At 29.7% G+C, this 20,116-nt stretch carries 20 protein-coding genes; 13 read left to right on the top strand and 7 right to left on the bottom strand.

What is annotated here, in order from left to right; genetic code table 11:
• The 6 genes from WHD08_RS04775 to WHD08_RS04800 are packed head-to-tail and all read left to right on the top strand — an operon-like array spanning position 1 to position 3,035.
• Positions 1 to 930, top strand: coding sequence for an aspartate carbamoyltransferase catalytic subunit (locus tag WHD08_RS04775; protein ID WP_165733485.1), 930 nt, complete (start codon positions 1 to 3; stop codon positions 928 to 930).
• 20 nt (positions 931 to 950) lie between these two features.
• A complete protein-coding gene (locus WHD08_RS04780) occupies positions 951 to 1,184 on the top strand; it encodes a hypothetical protein (RefSeq protein ID WP_165733486.1) in 234 nt (77 codons plus the stop codon).
• On the top strand, positions 1,177 to 1,455 hold the full coding sequence (locus tag WHD08_RS04785) for a type II toxin-antitoxin system RelE/ParE family toxin (RefSeq protein ID WP_208889034.1): 279 nt from the start codon (positions 1,177 to 1,179) through the stop codon (positions 1,453 to 1,455). The genes WHD08_RS04780 and WHD08_RS04785 overlap by 8 nt, the downstream gene beginning before the upstream one ends.
• A 4-nt stretch (positions 1,456 to 1,459) precedes the next feature.
• Positions 1,460 to 1,792, top strand: a complete 333-nt coding sequence (locus WHD08_RS04790) for a hypothetical protein (protein ID WP_165733488.1) — start codon at positions 1,460 to 1,462, stop codon at positions 1,790 to 1,792.
• Positions 1,793 to 1,803: 11 nt separating this feature from the next.
• On the top strand, positions 1,804 to 2,124 hold the full coding sequence (locus WHD08_RS04795) for a T9SS type A sorting domain-containing protein (protein ID WP_208889033.1): 321 nt from the start codon (positions 1,804 to 1,806) through the stop codon (positions 2,122 to 2,124).
• Positions 2,121 to 3,035 (top strand): ribonuclease Z, encoded by a 915-nt coding sequence (locus WHD08_RS04800; protein ID WP_208889032.1) that lies wholly within the window; start codon positions 2,121 to 2,123, stop codon positions 3,033 to 3,035. Before WHD08_RS04795 ends, WHD08_RS04800 begins: the two co-directional genes overlap by 4 nt.
• A gap of 92 nt (positions 3,036 to 3,127) precedes the next feature.
• Here the strand turns inward: WHD08_RS04800 and WHD08_RS04805 are convergent, their stop codons facing one another.
• On the bottom strand, positions 3,128 to 3,490 hold the full coding sequence (locus tag WHD08_RS04805) for a CoA-binding protein (RefSeq protein WP_208889031.1): 363 nt from the start codon (positions 3,488 to 3,490) through the stop codon (positions 3,128 to 3,130).
• Positions 3,491 to 3,770: 280 nt separating this feature from the next.
• On the opposite strand from WHD08_RS04805, the gene WHD08_RS04810 reads away from it, so the two are divergent.
• Together WHD08_RS04810 and WHD08_RS04815 are read left to right on the top strand one after the other, a co-directional pair.
• Positions 3,771 to 4,346: a Crp/Fnr family transcriptional regulator gene (locus tag WHD08_RS04810; RefSeq protein ID WP_165733492.1), complete on the top strand. Its 576-nt coding sequence runs from the start codon at positions 3,771 to 3,773 to the stop codon at positions 4,344 to 4,346.
• Positions 4,347 to 4,433: 87 nt separating this feature from the next.
• A complete protein-coding gene (locus WHD08_RS04815; protein WP_208889030.1) occupies positions 4,434 to 5,528 on the top strand; it encodes an alkene reductase in 1,095 nt (364 codons plus the stop codon).
• A gap of 762 nt (positions 5,529 to 6,290) precedes the next feature.
• Here the strand turns inward: WHD08_RS04815 and WHD08_RS04820 are convergent.
• Positions 6,291 to 6,599, bottom strand: a complete 309-nt coding sequence (locus WHD08_RS04820) for a GIY-YIG nuclease family protein (RefSeq protein ID WP_165733494.1) — start codon at positions 6,597 to 6,599, stop codon at positions 6,291 to 6,293.
• 629 nt (positions 6,600 to 7,228) lie between these two features.
• On the bottom strand, positions 7,229 to 8,236 hold the full coding sequence (locus WHD08_RS04825; protein ID WP_165733495.1) for a 3-oxoacyl-ACP synthase III family protein: 1,008 nt from the start codon (positions 8,234 to 8,236) through the stop codon (positions 7,229 to 7,231).
• A gap of 180 nt (positions 8,237 to 8,416) precedes the next feature.
• Here WHD08_RS04825 and htpG point away from each other — a divergent pair, with 180 nt between their 5' ends.
• From htpG to ypfJ, 5 genes are all read left to right on the top strand, one after another.
• Positions 8,417 to 10,321 carry a molecular chaperone HtpG gene (gene htpG / locus WHD08_RS04830; RefSeq protein WP_165733496.1) on the top strand — a complete coding sequence of 635 codons (1,905 nt, stop codon included), beginning with the start codon at positions 8,417 to 8,419 and terminating at the stop codon, positions 10,319 to 10,321.
• A gap of 257 nt (positions 10,322 to 10,578) precedes the next feature.
• Positions 10,579 to 10,917, top strand: a complete 339-nt coding sequence (locus WHD08_RS04835; protein ID WP_208889029.1) for a cupin domain-containing protein — start codon at positions 10,579 to 10,581, stop codon at positions 10,915 to 10,917.
• Positions 10,918 to 11,202: 285 nt separating this feature from the next.
• Positions 11,203 to 13,179: an NACHT domain-containing protein gene (locus tag WHD08_RS04840; protein WP_208889028.1), complete on the top strand. Its 1,977-nt coding sequence runs from the start codon at positions 11,203 to 11,205 to the stop codon at positions 13,177 to 13,179.
• A 167-nt stretch (positions 13,180 to 13,346) separates the two neighbouring features.
• On the top strand, positions 13,347 to 13,856 hold the full coding sequence (locus tag WHD08_RS04845; protein ID WP_208889027.1) for a DUF3124 domain-containing protein: 510 nt from the start codon (positions 13,347 to 13,349) through the stop codon (positions 13,854 to 13,856).
• A gap of 38 nt (positions 13,857 to 13,894) precedes the next feature.
• A complete protein-coding gene (gene ypfJ, locus WHD08_RS04850) occupies positions 13,895 to 14,791 on the top strand; it encodes a KPN_02809 family neutral zinc metallopeptidase (protein ID WP_208889026.1) in 897 nt (298 codons plus the stop codon).
• 472 nt (positions 14,792 to 15,263) lie between these two features.
• On the opposite strand, the gene WHD08_RS04855 is transcribed toward ypfJ, so the two are convergent.
• The 4 genes from WHD08_RS04855 to WHD08_RS04870 all read right to left on the bottom strand — a co-directional run bounded on the left by WHD08_RS04855 (position 15,264) and on the right by WHD08_RS04870 (position 20,080).
• Positions 15,264 to 17,153: a DUF349 domain-containing protein gene (locus WHD08_RS04855; protein WP_208889025.1), complete on the bottom strand. Its 1,890-nt coding sequence runs from the start codon at positions 17,151 to 17,153 to the stop codon at positions 15,264 to 15,266.
• A 256-nt stretch (positions 17,154 to 17,409) separates the two neighbouring features.
• On the bottom strand, positions 17,410 to 18,168 hold the full coding sequence (locus tag WHD08_RS04860; protein ID WP_208889024.1) for a shikimate dehydrogenase family protein: 759 nt from the start codon (positions 18,166 to 18,168) through the stop codon (positions 17,410 to 17,412).
• Positions 18,149 to 19,156, bottom strand: a complete 1,008-nt coding sequence (locus WHD08_RS04865; protein WP_208889023.1) for a DUF368 domain-containing protein — start codon at positions 19,154 to 19,156, stop codon at positions 18,149 to 18,151. The genes WHD08_RS04860 and WHD08_RS04865 overlap by 20 nt, the downstream gene beginning before the upstream one ends.
• Positions 19,157 to 20,080, bottom strand: a complete 924-nt coding sequence (locus WHD08_RS04870) for a DUF368 domain-containing protein (RefSeq protein ID WP_208889022.1) — start codon at positions 20,078 to 20,080, stop codon at positions 19,157 to 19,159.
• Between the last annotated feature and the right edge of the window lie 36 nt (positions 20,081 to 20,116).

The raw sequence follows: 20,116 nt of genomic DNA on the forward strand, positions 1-20,116 counted from the left end.
ATGTCAGAATTAAGTGTAGAACATTTATTAGGAATAAAGTATCTAAAAGAAACTGATATTGATCTTATTTTTAGAACTGCAGATCATTTTAAAGAGGTAATTAACAGACCTATTAAAAAAGTTCCTTCTCTTAGAGATATTACTATTGCTAACTTGTTTTTTGAAAACAGTACGCGTACAAAATTAAGTTTCGAATTGGCAGAAAAAAGACTTTCTGCAGATGTAATTAACTTTTCTGCAGGACAATCTTCTGTAAAAAAAGGAGAAACTCTAATTGATACCGTAAACAATATTTTAGCAATGAAAGTTGATATTGTTGTTATGCGACATGCAAGTGTTGGAGCTGGCGTTTTCCTATCTAAACATGTAGATGCTAAAATTATTAATGCTGGAGACGGAACGCATGAACACCCGACTCAAGCTCTATTAGACTCTTATTCTATTAGAGAAAAATTGGGCAGTGTAAAGGGCAAAAAAATAGTTATTGTAGGAGATATTTTACACTCTAGAGTTGCATTATCTAATATTTTTGCACTGCAATTACAAGGTGCCAAAGTAAAGGTTTGTGGCCCTACAACACTTATTCCTAAATACATTTCTAGTTTGGGTGTAGAAGTAGAAACCAATCTAAAAAAAGCTTTAGAATGGTGTGATGTTGCCAATGTTTTACGTGTTCAAAATGAAAGAATGGATCTTAAGTACTTTCCTTCTACCAGAGAATACACGCAACTTTTTGGTATAAATCAAGAGATTTTAGATAGTCTCGACAAGAAAATTGTAATCATGCATCCAGGACCTATAAACCGTGGTGTAGAAATTACAAGTGAAGTTGCCGACTCTAATCAATCTATTATTCTAAACCAAGTAGAAAACGGAGTTGCCGTAAGAATGGCAGTTATTTATTTATTAGCACAACAAGTTAAGCGATAAATTTCTTATATTTGGGAAAGATGAGTACAGCTGAATTAAAAAATAAAATTCAATATTTTTTAGAAAACGCAGATGACAAAGTATTAAAAATTGTTAACGGCGTTTTTGAAAATTATTATCAAGATGAAATCGTTGCATTTTACCCTGACGGAAAACCAATGACCAAAAATAATTATATTACGGATATTGAAACAGCAAATAACCAAGTAAAAGAGGGAGATTATATTTCTGTTGAGGAACTTGAAAATGAATAATAAGATTACTAAAGTTGTTTGGACAAGAAAAGCTCAAGAATCTTTACTCTTAATCTTAGAATATAGGTATACTAAATCGCCATCAGCAAGAAAAATTGTAAGAAAAGATATTATTAGAGCTTCAAAAGAAATTCAGTTTGCTGAACAATTTCAAAAAGATGACATTTTACCAGAATACCGAAGAATAATTTTTAGAGATTATAAACGAATCTATTCTTATGAAAAAGAAGTAGTTTACATCTTAAATGTTATTTGTACAAAAGCGAATTAAAATAATGAAAATATTAAAAAAAGATACATATACACTTATTTCAAGTGATGAAAAGTCATTCTCTGAATTCTACAATTCTTTCTTAATTGAAGAAGAAAAAAGATCTAAAGAGCATATTATTATACAAATTTCAGACAACATTAACGCTTCAATAAAAGATTTTTTACTATTTTTGAGAATAGCAGCTCAAAAAAAGGAAAATGGCACATCATTTGTATTAGTAAATTCTAGTATTAATATAGACGATTTTCCAGAAAACTTTAACATTACTCCTACTGTACAAGAAGCAATAGATGTAATAGAAATGGAAGCTATGGAAAGAGAACTAGGATTTTAAACAAGAAGCAAATGGTAAAAAAACTACTTTTTATTTTATTTTTATGTTACACTTCAATTGGTTTTTCTCAAGAAAACTCTATTGATGGTTTATCTGCTGCTCCAAATCCATTTACCAATTCTACCAAAATTAGTTTTTCATCAGACGCTAACAAGACCATTTATTTTACGGTTAAAAATGTTCTAGGAAAAACAGTATATAGAAAAAGTATTCAGATTAAATCTGGTAAAAATAACATTCCTTTTTATAAAGATAATTTAGCTACAGGTATGTACATTTATAGTATTCAAGACAATAAAAGAACCATCTCTAAACGATTTGTGATTAGATGAGTATAGCACTAACTATTTTAGGATGCCATTCTGCAACTCCTAGAAAAAACGCTTTTCCTACTTCTCAATATTTAGAAATTAACAACAGTCATTTTTTGATTGATTGTGGAGAAGGTACGCAGCGTCAAATGAGAAAATATAAAGTAGGTTTCTCTAAAATAAATCATATTTTTATTACGCATTTACATGGCGATCATTTTTATGGTTTAGTTGGATTATTAGCTACTTTCGGAATATTAAATAGAGAAAAAGAACTCCATATTTATGGACCAAAAGGTATTAAAGAAGTTACTTTATTACAATTGAGAGTTTCTCAATCTCACGCAAAATATAAAATGATTTTTCATGAATTAACCTCAAAAGAAAGTGAGCTTATTTTTGAAGATGATAAAGTTTCTGTAACTACAATTCCTTTAAACCACAGAGTTTATACAAATGGTTATTTGTTTACAGAAAAGCAAAAACCAAGAAAATTAAACATGTTAAATATTAGCGGATATCCAGATATTGATAAAGCTGATTATTTAAATATAAAAGCAGGTAAAGATGTTGTTTTACCTTCTGGAGAAGTTGTTTCTAATTTAGAATTAACAATTCCGGCAGACAAACCTTTAAGTTTTGCCTTTTGTAGCGATACTTGCTATAAACCAGACATTGTACCTATTATAAAAGATGTAGATCTATTATACCACGAAGCTACTTTTTTAGCAGATAGAGAAGATTTGGCAAAAAAGACCAAACACGCAACAACAAAACAAGCTGCTGAAATAGCAAAACAAGCCAACGCTAAACAATTAATAATTGGGCATTATTCTGGCAGATATAAAGATATTAACGTTTTTAGAGCGGAAGCACAAGAAATATTTAAACACACGCACTTAGCCGAACCTGGTAAAGTATTTAAAATATAATTAATAAGTAAATTGAATTGGTTTTTCTAAATTTATTAGAAAATAAAATATTTTGAAAAGGGAAGTTTAACTTTACCAATTCAATTTACTTTTTAATATTGATTCATGCTCAGCATTACTAATGTACAAGCAACTTCTGTCTCAATAGAATTCTCTTCTAAAAGTTTTACAAATTCTCCATTTTCAGACCCAGGATTAAAAATTACCCTTCTAGGTTTTAATCCAATTATATAGTTATAGTATTCTTCTTGATTTTTTGGATTTAGATACAAAGTAACCGTATCAATATTTTCAAACTCTTTTTTTTCGGTTTCAATGACAACACCTAAAACGGTTCCTTTTCTTATGCCTAAAGCAGCAACTGGTATTTCTTTATCTACGAGTCTTTTTATAGCAATATTAGAATATTTGTTAGGATTTGTTGATGCGCCAAGAACTAATGTTACATTTTTCATTCTGTTAATTTACGTTAAACAAATTTAATATCATAACAAATATAAACCAATCGATTAATAAAAGCTAGTAATATTAGAAATCCAATATACCTATTTAATTTCATTTTTTTAAAAATACAAAAACAGTAAATGAAATATTAATTAAAAAGAAATATAAAATAACTAGAGATCTCATTACTTATAATGAGGTTTTTATTTCACCTTAAAAAATACTTTCATATCAAAATAAAAAGAGAAAGTTTCACTTTAATTAAGTAATCATTTTTAGCATCTTTGTAACATGTATCAATCTATAACAAATCATATCAATAATCATATTACTCCAACAACTATTGATTTGCAATTGTTTAATGCCATTCTAACGGAAACCTCTATACCTAAAGGTCAGTTTTTACTATTACCAGGCGCCATTGTAAAACACGAATACTTTGTAATAAAGGGCTGTTTAAAAGCTTATTATATGGATGATAAGGGGAATAGACATATCATACAATTTGCTATAGAAAATTGGTGGGTAGGAGATTTTGATGCATTTTACAATCAAACACCTTCCATATTACATATAGAAGCTATAGAAGACTCTAAATTATTATCTATAAGCTATGACAATCTTCAAAAAATTTATGATGAAGCGCCTATTTTTGAACGTTACTTTAGAATTTTAACCACAAAGGCATTCATCGCGCAGCGAAAAAGAATTTTATCTACATTAGAAAAAAATACCCAAGAACGTTATCTAGAATTTTGCTCCTCATACCCAAATATAGAAGATAGAGTACCTAATTACGACATTGCAAATTATTTAGGTGTTTCTCCAGAAAACTTAAGTCGCGTAAGGCGACAACTGAAAGGTTAAATCTTTCTTAATTGATCTAAGTCAATAATATTAGCTTTCTATTCCTGTAATTTTGTGTAGATTTAACAATATAAAAGTCAACATTAAATGAGCAAGCAACAATTATTAACTCCATATAATAAAAATATTAATTTAAAAAACAGGGTCGTAATGGCTCCCATGACTCGTAGTAGAGCAGATAACGAAGGTAATGTGCCTACTAACGAATTACATGGTTTGTATTACGAACAACGCGCATCTGCAGGTTTAATTATAACAGAAGGCGCACAAGTATCTAAAGATGCAGTTGGTTACATTTATACTGCAGGAATATATTCTGATGAACAGGTTGAAGGTTGGAAACAAGTAACCAAACGTGTACATGACAAAGGAGGAAAAATCTTTATTCAATTATGGCATGTTGGTAGAATATCACACCCAGATTTTCATAACGGAGAATTACCACTTTCTGCATCAGCAATAAACCCAAATGCACAATCTTTTACGCCAGAAGGTTTTAAAGATACTGTTACACCAAAAGAAATGACGGTTGAAGATATTAAAACTACGGTTAACGATTTTAAAAATGCTGCTGCAAATGCCGTAAAAGCAGGTTTTGATGGCGTAGAAATTCACTCTTCTAACGGTTATTTATTTCATCAATTTTTTACGAGCTGTTCTAATACAAGAACAGATAATTATGGTGGAAGTATTGAAAACAAAACGCGTTTCTTTTTTGAAGTTTTAGACGCAATGAAAGAAGTAATTCCTCAAGAAAAAATAGGTGTACGTTTCAATCCTTCTCTAAACGGTTTGTTTGGCATCAATTTAGATGAAGAAACAATACCAACATTCGAGTACATAATTAAAAAACTAAACGATTACAATTTAGCATACGTTCATCTTTCAGAACCTTTTACAGATGTTTCTGATGTTCCTTTTGCAGTAACTGAAATAGCAAAACATTTCCGTCCGTTATATAATGGAACTCTAATGATTAACACTTCGTTTGATAAAGAAAAAGGAAATAAAATACTTGAAGATGGAGATGCAGATTTAGTTGCTTATGGGAAACCTTTTATTTCTAACCCAGATTTAGTAGAACGTTTTGAAAACAATTTAGAATTAACTGAGTGGGATCAAGATACTTTTTACAGCCAAGGAGCTAAAGGTTATACAGATTACCCAAAAGCTAGTAAATAATTAGTTTTTAAATAGTGTTTTGGAAGTGTAAGGCAGTCTGAGTCTATTGAAGCCCATTTAGCTGCACTTCGACAAGCTCTGTGTGACATTTGGAGTTTTAATTGGGTTTCCATTTTAACTGGAAAATATTTTTGTTTAAAATCACATTTTTTACCAATCACTCAAAAAAACAATTTAGAAAACGAATGTCAGTCAGAGCCTGTCGAAGACCATTTAGATGCACTTCGACAAGCTCAGTGTGACATTTAGAATTTTAATTGAGTTTACGTTTTAACTGGACAATATTTTAGTTTAAAATCACATTTTTCACCAATCATTCTAAAAGAACAATTTAGCAAACGAGTGTCAGTCTGAGCCTGTCGAAGACTATTTAACTTACACTTCGACAAGCTCTGTGTGACATTTAGAGTTTTAATTGGCTTTAGTTTTAACTTGATAATACTTTAGTTTAAAATCACACTATTTACCAATCATTCTAAAAGAACAATTTAACAAACAAATGTCAATCTGAGCTTGTCGAAGACCATTTGTGTGACATTTTGAGTTTTAATTGGATTTACGTTTTAACTGGACAATATACTAGTTTAAACTCTACTTTTTTCCAATCAATCTAAAAAAACAATTTAGAAAACAAATGTCAGTCTGAGCCTGTCGAAGACCATTTAACTGCACTTCGACAAGCTCTGTGTGACATATTGAATTTAAATTGAGTTTAAAAAAAATAAAATATACTCACAAATTTTAATTCAAATTACAAAACAACTATATTTTAGAATCTTTATTTTCTGAATAGTTTTTAGAAAACTTTACTAAATCACTCCAATTTTCATCAATCAAAGCTTTCTTTTTTCTGTGAGACCAGCCTTTAATTTTCTTTTCATATTGAATTGCATCTCTCGAATCTGAACACTCTAAATACCATTTTAATTCAATTGGTAGCCTAGAAAAAGTATAGGAGTCTTTACTTTTCCCTGACTTATGTTCAAACAATCTTCTTTCTAAATTATTTGTCATTCCTGTGTAATAAGAATTATCAGAGCATAGTAAAATGTAGACATAATAAATTCTCATAATTTAGTTTTTGGATAATGCACTTCGACAAGCTCAGTGTGACATTTAGAGTTTGAATTGGGTTTACGTTTTAACTTGAAAGTTTTTAGTTTAAACTCACATTTTAACCAATCATTACAAAAAAACAATTTAACAATCGCATGTCAGTCTGAGCTTGTCGAAGACTATTTTTTACACTTCGACAAGCTCTGTGTGACATTTAGAGTTTTAATTGGGTTACGTTTTAACTTGACAATATTTTTGTTTAAAATCACATTTTTAACCAATCATTCAAAAAAAACAATTTAACAAACAAATGTCAGTCTGAGCTTGTCGAAGACCATTTTACTGCACTTCGACAAGCTCTGTGTGACATTTAGAGTTTTAATTGGGTTTACGTTTTAACTTGACTAAATCTTAGTTTAAAATCACCTTTTTCGCCAATCATTCTAAAAGAACAATTTAGAAAACGAATGTCAGTCTGAGCCTGTCGAAGACCATTTTAGGTTACACTTCGACAAGCTCTGTGTGATATTTAGAATTTAAATTGGGTTTCCATTTTAACTTGACTATATTTTAGTTTAAAATCACATTTTTCACCAATCATTCCAAAAGAACAATTTAACAAACGAATGTCAACCCTCTTCTTTTTACCATCTAATAATTACACTTCCCCAAGTAAATCCACTTCCAAAGGCAGCTAAAACAACTAAATCGTTGTCTTTTATTTTTCCTTCTTCCCAAGCTTCGGTTAAAGCAATAATTACAGAAGCTGCTGTTGTGTTTCCGTATTTTTGAATATTATTAAAAACCCTATCATCAGACAACTTAAACTTCTTTTGTATAAATTGTGCGATACGTAAATTTGCTTGATGCGGAATTAACATATCAATGTCTTCTTTCTCTAATTTGTTTGTTGCTAAACCTTCTACAATTGCTTCAGAAAAACGTGTTATGGCGTGCTTAAAAACAAACTGACCATTCATATAAGGGAAATAAGAAACATCATCCGGGTCATTTCTTTCTATAATTCCTGGAACCCATTTTCCGGTAGACGGTCCTTCTAAAACCAATTCTTTTGCATGTTTACCTTCCGAATGTAAATGAGAAGATAAAATTCCTTTTCCTGCTTCTTCACTTCTAGAAAGTACAGCAGCTCCTGCTCCATCTCCAAAAATCACCGAAATATTTCTTCCTCTTGTAGATTTGTCTAATCCTCCTGAATGATTTTCTGCTCCAATAACCAAAACATTTTTATACATTCCTGTTTTAATAAATTGGTCTGCAACAGACATTGCATAAATAAAACCAGAACATTGGTTACGTACATCTAAAGCCGGAATTGTTCCCATATCTAACATTTCTTGTACTTGAACTCCACCTCCAGGAAAATACATATCCGGACTTAAAGTTGCAAATACAATAAAATCGATATCATCTTTTGTTAACCCAGCTCTTTCAATTGCAATTCTAGATGCTTTTGCGCCCATAACTGCCGTTGTGTCTTCTGTTTTTGGGTCTATCCAACGTCTTTCCTTAATTCCTGTTCGTTCTTGAATCCATTCATCTGAAGTTTCCATGAACTCTTTTAAGTCGTTATTGGTAACAACATTCTCTGGAACATAATACCCAAGTCCCGTTATTTTTGAATTATACATAATTATATATTGTTTTTTTGATTTTTTGCAAACTCTTAATACGTAAAAGTACTAATTTATAAAAATAAACGAAAGAGTTGACATTAAAATAATATTTATGTCATCTTGTCATAAAATTCTCTTTGGTATTTTTTTTGAATAACCTTTATCAGAATAATAAATTAATAAAATAAACATAAAATGGCAAAAGGAAATATTAATGTATCAGTAGAAAATATTTTTCCACTAATTAAAAAATTCTTGTATTCAGATCATGAAATCTTTTTACGTGAATTAATTTCTAACGGAACAGATGCAACTTCTAAACTAAAGCATTTAATTGCTATTGGTGAAGCTAAAACTGAATTAGGTGATGCTAAAATTGAAATCAGCATAGATAAAGATGCTAAGACAATTACTATTAAAGATCAAGGTTTAGGAATGACTGCAGATGAAGTTGAAAAATACATCAACCAAATTGCGTTTTCTGGAGCTGAAGAATTTTTAGATAAATATAAAGACAACGAAGCAGGAATTATTGGTCATTTCGGACTAGGTTTTTACTCTGCTTTTATGGTTGCAGAAAAAGTAGAATTAATTACAAAGTCTTTTAAAGACGAACCTGCTGCACATTGGACTTGTGATGGTTCTCCAGAGTTTACATTAGTAGAAAGTGATAAAGCAGACAGAGGTACAGAAATTATTTTGCACGTTGCAGAAGATTCTTTAGACTTTTTAGAAGAAAGTAAAATTGGTGGTTTATTAAACAAATACAACCGTTTTAACCAAGTGCCAATTAAATTTGGAACAGAAGAAATTAACGATCCTGAGTTTACACCTGCAACTACAACAGATGCTGAAGGTAAAGAAACTACAGAGCCTCATAAAAAAATTACAGTTGATAATATTATCAACAACACAGAACCTGCTTGGACAAAAGCACCTGCAGATTTAAGTGATGAAGATTATGAAAACTTCTACAGAGAATTGTATCCAATGCAATTTGAAGAGTCTTTATTCCACATTCATTTAAATGTTGATTATCCTTTTAACTTAACAGGTATTTTATTTTTCCCTAAGTTATCTACATCAATGGATATGCAAAAGGACAAAATTCAATTATACCAAAACCAAGTTTTTGTTACAGATAATGTAGAAGGAATTGTTCCTGATTTCTTACAAATGTTAAAAGGTGTAATTGATTCTCCAGACATTCCTTTAAACGTTTCTCGTTCTGGTTTACAGGCAGACGGAGCTGTAAAGAAAATTTCTGGCTACATTACTAAAAAAGTAGCAGACAAATTATCTTCTATCTTCAAAAAAGACAGAGCTGATTTTGAAACAAAATGGAACGATATTAAAGTAATTATTGAGTACGGAATGTTGTCTGAAGATAAATTCTTTGACAAAGCGAAGAAATTTGCATTGTACCCAACAGTTGCAGATACGTATTTTACATTTGATGAATTAATTGAAAAAACAAAAGATTCTCAGACTGATAAAGAAGGAAATCACGTTCTTTTATATACATCAAACAAAGAAGCACAACACAGTTATATCCAGGATGCAACAGCTAAAGGATATGAAGTATTGTTATTAGATTCTCCTATTATTTCTCATTTAATGCAGAAATTAGAAGGTGGTGATGCTAAAGTAAAATTCTCTAGAGTTGATGCAGATCACGTAGATAATTTAATTAAGAAAGACGATAACGTAATTTCTAAATTATCTGAAGATGAAATTGCAACTTTAAAACCAATTATTGAAGGTGCAGTAAATTCTAAAACATATACAGTTCAATTAGAAGCGATGGATTCTGCTTCTTCTCCGTTTATGATTACAGTGCCAGAATTTATGCGTAGAATGAAAGAAATGCAAGCTTCTGGTGGTGGTGGAATGATGGGAATGGGTAATTTCCCAGACATGTATAACTTAGTGGTAAATACAAACAGCCCATTAGTTGCTGATATTTTAAATAATAAAGATGAAGCGGCTCAGAAAGGTTTAATTTCTCAAGCTTTTGATTTAGCTAAATTATCTCAAAACCTTTTACATGGTGAAGAGTTAACAAACTTCATAAAACGTTCTTACGCGTTAATTAAGTAATAAAACGTCATTACGAATGAGGAACGAATGAAGTAATCTGTTTCTTTAAATTTACAGATTGCTTCATACCTCGCAATGACTTATAATACAAAAACCTCTCTGTGTATTCAGGGAGGTTTTTTATTTGTCCTTTTTTTATCAGAAAATATAAAGCAAAACCTCTCATTCCTTTTTATAACACTAAAATATCAAACAGTATTTTTTCTTTTGATAATTTGAATGTTTTTGTATTTTAGGAATCAGAATTAATATGTACAATGAAATTAATACACACAAATACATTACCAGAAATAGGCACAAGTCACGATGAAAATGTCAAGAAAAAAGTATTTATAGAAAGAGGAGAAATTCCTCAATTAATGATGTTTGGTTCTGCAACTTTTACACCCGGACAAACTGTAGAAACGCATAGACATGATACCATGTACGAAGTTTTTTATATACAATCTGGTAAAGCAGAGTTTATTGTGAATGACAAAAAAATGATTGTAGTTCCTGGAGATTGTATCACTATTGAACAAGGAGAATTCCACTCCATGAATAATCCTTTTTTAGAAAATGTAACATGGGTTTATTTTGGAATTGCAACAGACTAGCAGACTAAATTTAAAGATTCCTTTTAGCTTTTTAAAATACGTTTTCGTAACCATCATAAAGCTGCTTTAAAATTCCACTTTGTAAATTCAAAGTCATTTTTTCTGGTTAAAACTGTAACTAAACTTAACTTTTTTTACTGCTGCTAAAAACCACAAACCTCACTATTCATTCAGAGAGGTTTTTTGTTTGATTTTGTCAAGAAAAAAGGGTAAATTCGTTCGACTTCTGATAAATGAATTGAAATTTATTTTATCAAAATAGTTGTGCACAATTAAACAAAACACATGAATAAACCTGAAGAACTTATAATTTCAAATTTAATTTTACCGATTGTGAAAGACATTCTTTTGCCGAAAATTCAAACTGTTTTCAGTAAATTTGCTATAACGAATACAACACCAAATAAGGTTGAAGAAAATTTTGATAGTTATCTTACTCAACGCTATGAAAAATTTCTAACAATTGACACGCTCGTATTTCCTAATAAACAAACTCTATTAGAAATACTATATCAGCCTTTAACATTAAGCTGTCAGGATGGAAATAAGAACACTCAAATAGAAATAAAGATAAATAATTACCCTGAGAACTTAATTCCTGAATACATCAGAGTAATTATAGAAGATACCGCAGGCATGGGTAAATCCACGATTACAAAAAAATTATTTCAATCAATAATTCTAGAAAAAAAAGGTATACCTATTCTCATTGAATTAAGTCAAATAAATAATAAAAACAATATACTTAAAGAAATTCAAAATCAACTTTCTCCAATCGGAAAAAAACTGAGTCAAGATTTTATATTAAAATTAATTAATGAAGGTGATTTTATCTTTTTATTCGACGGTTTTGATGAAATAGCTCTGGATGATAGAGAATATGTAATTAGAGAATTACATAAATTCATTGAAAAAGCCAATTACAATTTCTTTCTTATAACATCAAGACCTGAGGACTCTTTAGCTTCTTTTGGTGATTTTCAAAAATTTAACGTAAAACCATTAGAAAAAGGAGAAGCCTACAGTTTATTAAATAAGTATGACTCGTATAGTTATCGTCCAATTTCGAAAAACTTAATTAAACAATTAAATGATACTCCTGATGATTCACTTCAAGAATATTTAAGTAACCCATTTCTAGTTTCCTTATTGTATAAGTCTTATGAATTCAAAAAAGATATACCTATTAAAAAGAGTCAATTTTACCAGCAAGTTTATGATGCTCTTTTTGAAACACATGACCTATCGAAAGAAGGTTATTTAAAAAGAGATAAATATAGCAATTTACATATTGATGATTTTGAAAGAGTATTAAGACATATCGGTTATTTCACCTCAATTGAAAACAAAGTTGAATATGATAAAAACACCATAATTAAATTTATTGATAAAGCAAAAAAACATATCAGTGACCTTAAATTTAGATCAAGCGATTTTTTAAAAGATTTAATTAAAACTGTTCCAATTTTCAAAAAAGAAGGAAATTATTATAAATGGGGGCATAAATCTCTTCAAGATTATTTCGCTGCAAAATTCATTTGGATTGACTCGAAAGAATCTCAACAAGCAATTCTTGAAAAAATGTATTTCGATTCTAGAATAAAACGGTTTTATAACCTTTTAACTATTTATTATGAATTAGACCCTAACGGTTTTGATAACACCATTTTAAAATGGGCATTAACAGATTTTCAAACTTTTGCTTCTACAAATTATGAAGATTGGGACAAAAAAGAAAAACGTGTAAAAACAAGAATTGAAAATCACTATAACAAATCATGCGTCATAGCGATTACAAAAAAAGAAGATTTTGAAACTATACGTTCTTCTAGTGACAAAAAAAATAGAGATGTACATAATTATTATAGAAAAAAAGTAAAAACTAAATATTCAACAAATAATTCAAATCATACAACTTTTAATTATTTTGAAAAACCTATGGTTGTTTCATTATCTTATATTGGAGTTAATTCTGCAAAAAACACTTTAATAGATTTGATTAGTGTAACTCATCCAAAATTAGCTGAATACAAAGGTCATAAAATTCATTTAAAAGAACTAACATCATCTCTTCAAGAAGATTCTGTTTATCAATTAGACGATAAAAAATCAAATATATTAAATCAAGAAAACGTATTCGAAACCACTAACGACCTAATAATGAGTGATTTTTGTTTCAACTTTGACGAAGCTTTAAATAAGCTGAAAGAACTTAATAAAACAGATTCTAAAAAAGTAAAGAATGAACTTTTAGATTGGTAAAACAGTGCCCAATACCGTGTATTAAAATTTGCTATATTAGTGCTTTATCAAAGTCAGTTGCATTTTTGTAAACAACAATTTTCCTGCGGAAAATAACCATTCACTTAACACGAAACTTTCAATCCACAAACAGGTCAAACAAACTACTTCCATTTCTCCAAAAAAAAATGAAAAAATACACTTTACTAATCATCCTAAGTCTATTACTTTTAAGCTGTAATAAAGAGAAAGAAGTCAGCTCTGTAGATTTTAAAAATTGGTCTAAAAGACACTTAGCAATCAATACCAAAGATTCTTTAGAACACGGCAAATCTTATTTATCTGTATATTCTCAAATTTACAGTGTTTCAGAACACAAAACCCACAGTTTAACTGCTATGGTTAGTTTGCGGAATACAAGTGATACAGACACCATCTATTTGTTAAAAGCAGAATATTACGATACCAAAGGAAAGTCTGTTCACTCTTATTTTGATAAAACAATCTTTCTAGCTCCTTTAGAAACTGCAGAAATAATCATAGACGAAGTAGAAAAAAATGGAGAAACGGGTTCTAATTTTATTTTCGAATGGAAAATACCAAAAGATTGCCCAGAACCTTTATTCGAAGGAATCATGAATTCTACTAAAGGTCAACAAGGTTTATCTTTTACCACACAGTCTAGAAGAATTAAATAAAAATAAACAGTAAATTTATCTTTTTAAAATGATATTTTATGAAGTGGAAAGGAAATAGAAAAAGTTCTAATGTAGAAGATAGAAGAGGCGCTTCTTCGGGTGGTAGTTCTGGTGGTTTAGGCAGTTTAAGTCCTATGATAATTGGGCTTCTACTAAAATTAGTGACTTCTAAAAAAGGATTAATTATTGTAGGTATTGTTTTGGCTGTCATGTATTTTACAGGAAACAATCCCTTAAACTTTATTACAGGAAATACTGGTAACCAAATAGAATCTTCAACTACTTACAAAGGAACAGCTAAAGAAAATGAGTTGGCAGAATTTAGTAACCAAGTTTTAAGAAGTACAGAAGATGTTTGGAATACAATTATACAAGATTATAGAGAACCGACTTTAGTTCTTTTTACAGGTTCTGTGAATTCTGCATGCGGAAGTGCTTCTAGCGCAACTGGTCCTTTTTATTGTCCTGGTGATGAAAAACTATACATAGATTTAAGTTTTTTTGAAGAAATGGAAAGAAATTTAAATGCGCCCGGAGATTTTGCACAAGCGTATGTAATTGCGCACGAAGTTGGCCATCACATTCAAACCATAACAGGTATCAGTAAAAAAGTACAAGCTTTACGTGGTAAAGTGAGTCAAACTGAATACAACAAATACTCTGTTATGTTAGAATTACAAGCAGATTTTTACGCTGGTGTTTGGGCGCATCATTCTCAAAAAGATAATTTAATTTTAGATGACAATGATTTAGAAGAAGCCTTAAATGCTGCAAATGCTATTGGAGACGATCGTTTACAAAAACAATCTACAGGAAGAGTGGTTCCTGATTCTTTTACACACGGAACTTCTGCACAAAGAATGCGTTGGTTTAAAAAAGGTTTTGACACAGGTGATGTTAACCAAGGTGATACCTTTAGTGCAAGTTCTTTATAAGAGTAAATAGAATTTATATAAAACAAAAAAAACTCTACACTTAAATAACGAAGGGCTCAAATAACCAAGGACTTAAGCAATAGTGTAATGAAATATATTAAAAAATGAGTTTTTAAAACATTCACAAAAAGACTACTCAACTTCTTTTAAACTTCCAATTTCACAAGAAATAAAACTTGGTGAGCTGACTTAAGTTAAAGTATCACCTAGACATGGTATTCAAATAAAAAAAAATTGCCACCAAAGTAATCCATCAATATCAAGAGTAATTTAGAAAAACTATAGTTTTTACCTACTGCTTACTAGGGTAATATAGATCTAAAAATCAAAAATGCTTAAGTGAAACGCATATAAAAACATACAAATAAAAAAAACTGAACAATGACGACATTGTTCAGTTTTTTTATTTTAAAATTTTATCCTTTATAAATCTGTATCGATTATTTAAGAATATAAATACTTTATAAGTAAATTAGTAATCTAGTTTCTTAATGTAACTTAACTTTTCTTTCCAAATAGCCAAATCTACTTTAAACTCATTTACTCTATTTTTTACATTTAATACTAAAGGATTATCATCTGTTGCGTTAGAAAAGAAACCTAAATTATTTTCTAATTGCTGAATTTCTTTAACAACTTCATCAATTTTCTTTCTAACAAACATTTGCTCAGAATCTAACTTTCTAACATCGTTATCTGCTGCAAGGCTATCTACAACATGTGTAAATTTTAACATAGCAACTTCATTCTTGTCTAGATCTAAACCACTTAAGGCTCTATCTATTAACTTGTTAAATTTACCATCTATATGTCTTGCATTTCTTGGCAATGCACCTAAACTTCTCCAGTTACTTATAATTTCGAAAATACCTTCTTTGGTAGGATCTTTTAATTCTTTAACTGTTTCTAAAAATTCTTTTTTAGCATCTACAACCTCTTGTTGCTCTTTATTTAAAGAGTTTTTCTGATCGTGGTATCTATCAAAATAATGGTTACAAGCCGCTTTAAAACGCTTCCAAATATCATCAGAAAATTTACGAGGAACATGACCAATTTTTTTCCAATCTGCTTGTATTTTCTTTAAAGTATTCGTCGAAGACTCCCAATCATCACTTTCTTTTAAAGACTCTGCAAGCTCAATTAAGGCCATTTTCTTCTTTAAATTATCTTGCTGATCGTTCTTTTCGTGTTTGTAAAAAACATTCTTAGCACTGTTAAATTTCTTTGTAGCTGCTTTAAATTTTTGCCAAACTTCTTCACTTTTAGAATACGGAAGTTTACCAGCATTAAAATACTCTTGCCTTAACTCTTCTATATCTTTAATACTTTTTTGCCAATCGTTATGCGTTTTATTATTAGCCGTATCATAAGCATTTAGCTTTTCTACCACTACTAATTTATTTTCTATAATTTCTTGGTGTTTAGAACGCATTTCTCTAAAGTGATCATGTCTTCTGTCATGAATCTTTTTAGTAGCCTCACTAAATTTTCCCCAAACATCTTCTCTCATTTCCTGAGAAACGGGTCCAATATCTTCTTTCCAGATTTTATGTAAATCTTGTAATTCTTTAAATGCAATATTTATATCAGCAACTTCTGCCAATGCGTTTGCTTTTTCTATAATTTTTAATTTTTCCTCTAAATTATGTTTAAAGTCTAAATCTCTAAAATCATTGCTTAAATGTAATAAATCATAAAAACGCTCTACATGATGATGGTACGTTTTCCAAGTATCATTATAATGGTTCTTAGAAACAGGTCCAATAGTTTTCCAAGAATCTTGCAATTCTCTAAAACTCTTATACATCGTTGCAGTATCTGCATTTTCAATTAAATCTTTTAATTGCTCAATAACAGAAAGTCTTTTATCTAAATTAGAAGAAAGTTGCTTATCTAAATCATTATAATGTGCATCACGTTGTTTTTTATAATCAGACAACAGCGTATTATAATCCGTTTTTATAGGGCTAGAAAATTGAAAATCGATAGAATTACCTCCTTCTTCTAAAAAAGCGGCTTTCTTTTCTGCTAAAAGAGCACCAAATTTCTGATTGAAAGCACTTTTAATACCTTCAACTTGAGTTTTTATTTTTTGAACAGGATTGTCAGAAAGTGTTTTTTTTAGTTCTAAAACTAAATCTTCTAAAGATAATTTTGTGTAATCTACAACATCAGATTCTTCTTCTTTGTCACTATTTTTTTCTGCATCCTTAGCAATAGACTTCTCTATTTCATCAACAGCATCAACAGTATCATCTGTTTTTTCAAGATTTTCTACAGCTTCAACTTTTTTAGTTTCATTTAAAACTTCTTCTACTTTCTTTTCCGTCTTATCAACGTTTACTTCATTTTTTTCTAACATATCTACAATGTTTAAGGTCTACTATAATAATACTATTATATATCTTATAAAGATACTGACAACTTACTAAATCTACAAACTATCTAACTATAAAATAACATAGATAATTTACTTTTGGGCGTTCCCTTGCAGGTCGGGCTTTCTTTTACAATCTTTTTATTCATACTTCATAAAAAGGATTTCCAATTCAATCCCTAACGCGCTACGCTAACTTGCCAACTACTCTTTTAATACAAAATAAATAATAGCATTCTAATTATGCTTTATTCCAAATTCTCCAAGATTCCTCTGCTTGTAATTGCAACATTTCATATCCGTTTTTAATTGTTGCTCCTTGTGCTTTTCCTTTGGCTAAAAAAGTTGTGACTTCTGGATTGTAAATTAAATCGTACAACAAATGATTTTCGGTAATAAACTGATACGGAATATCCGGACACCTATCTGTATTAGGAGATGTACCAACTGGAGAAGAATTAATAATAACTTGATATTTCTCCATGATTTCTTCCGTTAAATCTTGATAAGAAATTTCTTTTTTACCTTCTGGTTTTCTAGAAACAAATTTAAACTTAATGTCATTCTTTTTTAAGGCATAGGCAATTGCTTTAGAAGCACCACCAGTCCCTAAAATTAAAGCTCTTTTATGATGTTTTTTTATCAATGGAAATATTGATTTCTCAAAACCAACAACATCAGAATTATAACCTTTTAAATTTCCTCTTTTAGTAAATTTAATAGTATTTACAGCTCCAATAGCCTTTGCTGTTTCATCTAATTGATCTAAGTATTTCATTACTTCTTCCTTATAAGGAATGGTAACATTTATTCCGCCTAAACTATCTCCTCCTTCTTTTATTACAGCAGTAAAATCTTCTATTTTTTGAATATCAAAATTAACGTACTTACATTTTTGTAAATCTAATTTTTCAAACTTTTCTGTAAAATACCCACGAGAAAAAGAATACTCAATATCTTTTCCTAATAATCCAAAAACTTTATTTTTTCTTTCTCCCATAAAAATCTATTACTAAAATTAACAAAATACCTAACACAATATAAAATACAGCGGTCCAGGTTTCTAAATTTGAAAAATCAGGAACAAAACGTTCGTAATTTTCAACAATCTTATTTCCTTTTTGATCAATTAAAAAGTTGCCTTGTTCTTGTAAATACACTGCTTTTTTCCAAGGCCAAACAATCCCTAATGATCCCGTAATAAAACCGATAATAACTGCATTTACAATTTGATTCCACCGTTTTAAAACATAGCCTAAAACATGACTAATAGAAACCAAGCCAAAAGCAGAACCTGCCGTAAAAACACTAATTATTTTTAAATAACGTACTTTTATAGGATCGGATAAAACTTTAAAATCTCCCGATAAAAGACTTGTAATTACATTGAATAATACATTTACAGAGTCTACCAATAACAACACATAATTACCTAAAAGGATTAAGATAAAAGACCCAGAAAGCCCTGGAAGCGTCATACCAGAAACACCAATAATTCCACAAACAAAAACAAACCAAAGATTGTCGTTTTCTGTAGCTGGTGTTAAAAAACTAATTCCAATTCCTATAGAAGCTCCAATAATTAGAGATAGTATATTTTTAAAATTCCATTCGCCAAAATCTTTACCAATATAATAAATAGAGCCTATAATCATTCCAAAAAACCAACTCCAAACATAGAGTTCAAAGTTTACTAAAAAATAATCTAAAACTAAAGAAATACTAAAATAACTAAAGACACTTCCGCCCATAACTAAAAGCAGAAACGAGCCATTTATGTAGCTATAAAAACTTTTAAACCGACCATTTAGCAGCAACCTAAATGCTTTTAAGTTTACCTTTCTAAACGAGTAAATTAATTCTTCATAAAAGCCAAAAACGAAAGAAACCGTTCCACCAGAAACACCAGGAACCTTATTTGCAGCGCCCATTGCCAACCCTTTTAAGAAAAGGATTAATTTCTGTAAAAAAGTTCTTTCTATTAACATTTATTTTTTCTCTACTGCTAATTTTTCCATTCCTAGAATAATTACAAAACCAATAACCGCCAATACAATTGCCATGGTTAACTCTGCATCTCCATTAAAAGAAAAAGGACTTATACTTTGTTCGTTAAATGCCACTTTTACGCCATGAGAATTTGTTCGCCATGTTAAGGTTTCTTTCCAAGGCCAAATTTTATTTAAAGAACCAATTATAAAACCAGTTAAAGCAGCTAACGTTATATTTTTATAATGTTTAAACAACCATTTTAAAACTCTAGAAAATGTTAATAGACCAATAATTGCACCAGCCATAAAAACTAAAATCGTTTTAAAATCTCTATTATTTAAAGCATCTAAAACAGGTTTATATGCACCTAATAACACTAAAATAAAAGAACCTGAAATTCCGGGTAAAATCATTGCGCAAATAGCAATTGCTCCTGCAAGAAATATAAATAACGGAGAAGAATTTTCTGAAACTAAAGGATTTAGAGTCGTAATATAATATGCTAAAAAGGCTCCTAAAACTAAGACTATTACAGAAATAACATTCCATTTTGTAATTTGCTTAGCGATGTAAATGATACTAGCCAATACCAAACCAAAAAAGAACGACCATAATAAAATAGGTTCATTCTCTAATAAGTATTTAATGACTTTTGCTAATGAAATTATACTTATAAAAATCCCTATAAATAATGAAGCTAAAAAATTACCATTTAATTGTGTCCAAGCGGCTTTTAATCCGTCTTTTTTTAACGTTTTAAATAAGTCTAGATTTACGTTGCTAATAGAACCTAATAGTTCTTCATAAATACCAGAAATAAAAGCAATTGTACCACCAGAAACTCCAGGCACTACATCTGCTGCCCCCATTCCCATTCCTTTTAAACCAATAATTAAATAGTCCTTTATATTTCTACTCATTTTCTGTCTCTTTTTTTAGAAAAACGAAGATAATAG

This window comes from Polaribacter sejongensis (assembly GCF_038024065.1).
Taxonomy (GTDB): domain Bacteria; phylum Bacteroidota; class Bacteroidia; order Flavobacteriales; family Flavobacteriaceae; genus Polaribacter; species Polaribacter sejongensis.

Excerpts from the sequence above, each read along its gene's own strand:
- WHD08_RS04775 (WP_165733485.1), top strand. The coding sequence starts at position 1 with ATGTCAGAATTAAGTGTAGAACATTTATTAGGAATAAAGTATCTAAAA.
- WHD08_RS04780 (WP_165733486.1), top strand. The coding sequence starts at position 951 with ATGAGTACAGCTGAATTAAAAAATAAAATTCAATATTTTTTAGAAAAC.
- WHD08_RS04785 (WP_208889034.1), top strand. The coding sequence starts at position 1,177 with ATGAATAATAAGATTACTAAAGTTGTTTGGACAAGAAAAGCTCAAGAA.
- WHD08_RS04790 (WP_165733488.1), top strand. The coding sequence starts at position 1,460 with ATGAAAATATTAAAAAAAGATACATATACACTTATTTCAAGTGATGAA.
- WHD08_RS04795 (WP_208889033.1), top strand. The coding sequence starts at position 1,804 with ATGGTAAAAAAACTACTTTTTATTTTATTTTTATGTTACACTTCAATT.
- WHD08_RS04800 (WP_208889032.1), top strand. The coding sequence starts at position 2,121 with ATGAGTATAGCACTAACTATTTTAGGATGCCATTCTGCAACTCCTAGA.
- WHD08_RS04805 (WP_208889031.1), bottom strand. The coding sequence starts at position 3,490 with ATGAAAAATGTAACATTAGTTCTTGGCGCATCAACAAATCCTAACAAA.
- WHD08_RS04810 (WP_165733492.1), top strand. The coding sequence starts at position 3,771 with ATGTATCAATCTATAACAAATCATATCAATAATCATATTACTCCAACA.
- WHD08_RS04815 (WP_208889030.1), top strand. The coding sequence starts at position 4,434 with ATGAGCAAGCAACAATTATTAACTCCATATAATAAAAATATTAATTTA.
- WHD08_RS04820 (WP_165733494.1), bottom strand. The coding sequence starts at position 6,599 with ATGAGAATTTATTATGTCTACATTTTACTATGCTCTGATAATTCTTAT.
- WHD08_RS04825 (WP_165733495.1), bottom strand. The coding sequence starts at position 8,236 with ATGTATAATTCAAAAATAACGGGACTTGGGTATTATGTTCCAGAGAAT.
- htpG (WP_165733496.1), top strand. The coding sequence starts at position 8,417 with ATGGCAAAAGGAAATATTAATGTATCAGTAGAAAATATTTTTCCACTA.
- WHD08_RS04835 (WP_208889029.1), top strand. The coding sequence starts at position 10,579 with ATGAAATTAATACACACAAATACATTACCAGAAATAGGCACAAGTCAC.
- WHD08_RS04840 (WP_208889028.1), top strand. The coding sequence starts at position 11,203 with ATGAATAAACCTGAAGAACTTATAATTTCAAATTTAATTTTACCGATT.
- WHD08_RS04845 (WP_208889027.1), top strand. The coding sequence starts at position 13,347 with ATGAAAAAATACACTTTACTAATCATCCTAAGTCTATTACTTTTAAGC.
- ypfJ (WP_208889026.1), top strand. The coding sequence starts at position 13,895 with ATGAAGTGGAAAGGAAATAGAAAAAGTTCTAATGTAGAAGATAGAAGA.
- WHD08_RS04855 (WP_208889025.1), bottom strand. The coding sequence starts at position 17,153 with ATGTTAGAAAAAAATGAAGTAAACGTTGATAAGACGGAAAAGAAAGTA.
- WHD08_RS04860 (WP_208889024.1), bottom strand. The coding sequence starts at position 18,168 with ATGGGAGAAAGAAAAAATAAAGTTTTTGGATTATTAGGAAAAGATATT.
- WHD08_RS04865 (WP_208889023.1), bottom strand. The coding sequence starts at position 19,156 with ATGTTAATAGAAAGAACTTTTTTACAGAAATTAATCCTTTTCTTAAAA.
- WHD08_RS04870 (WP_208889022.1), bottom strand. The coding sequence starts at position 20,080 with ATGAGTAGAAATATAAAGGACTATTTAATTATTGGTTTAAAAGGAATG.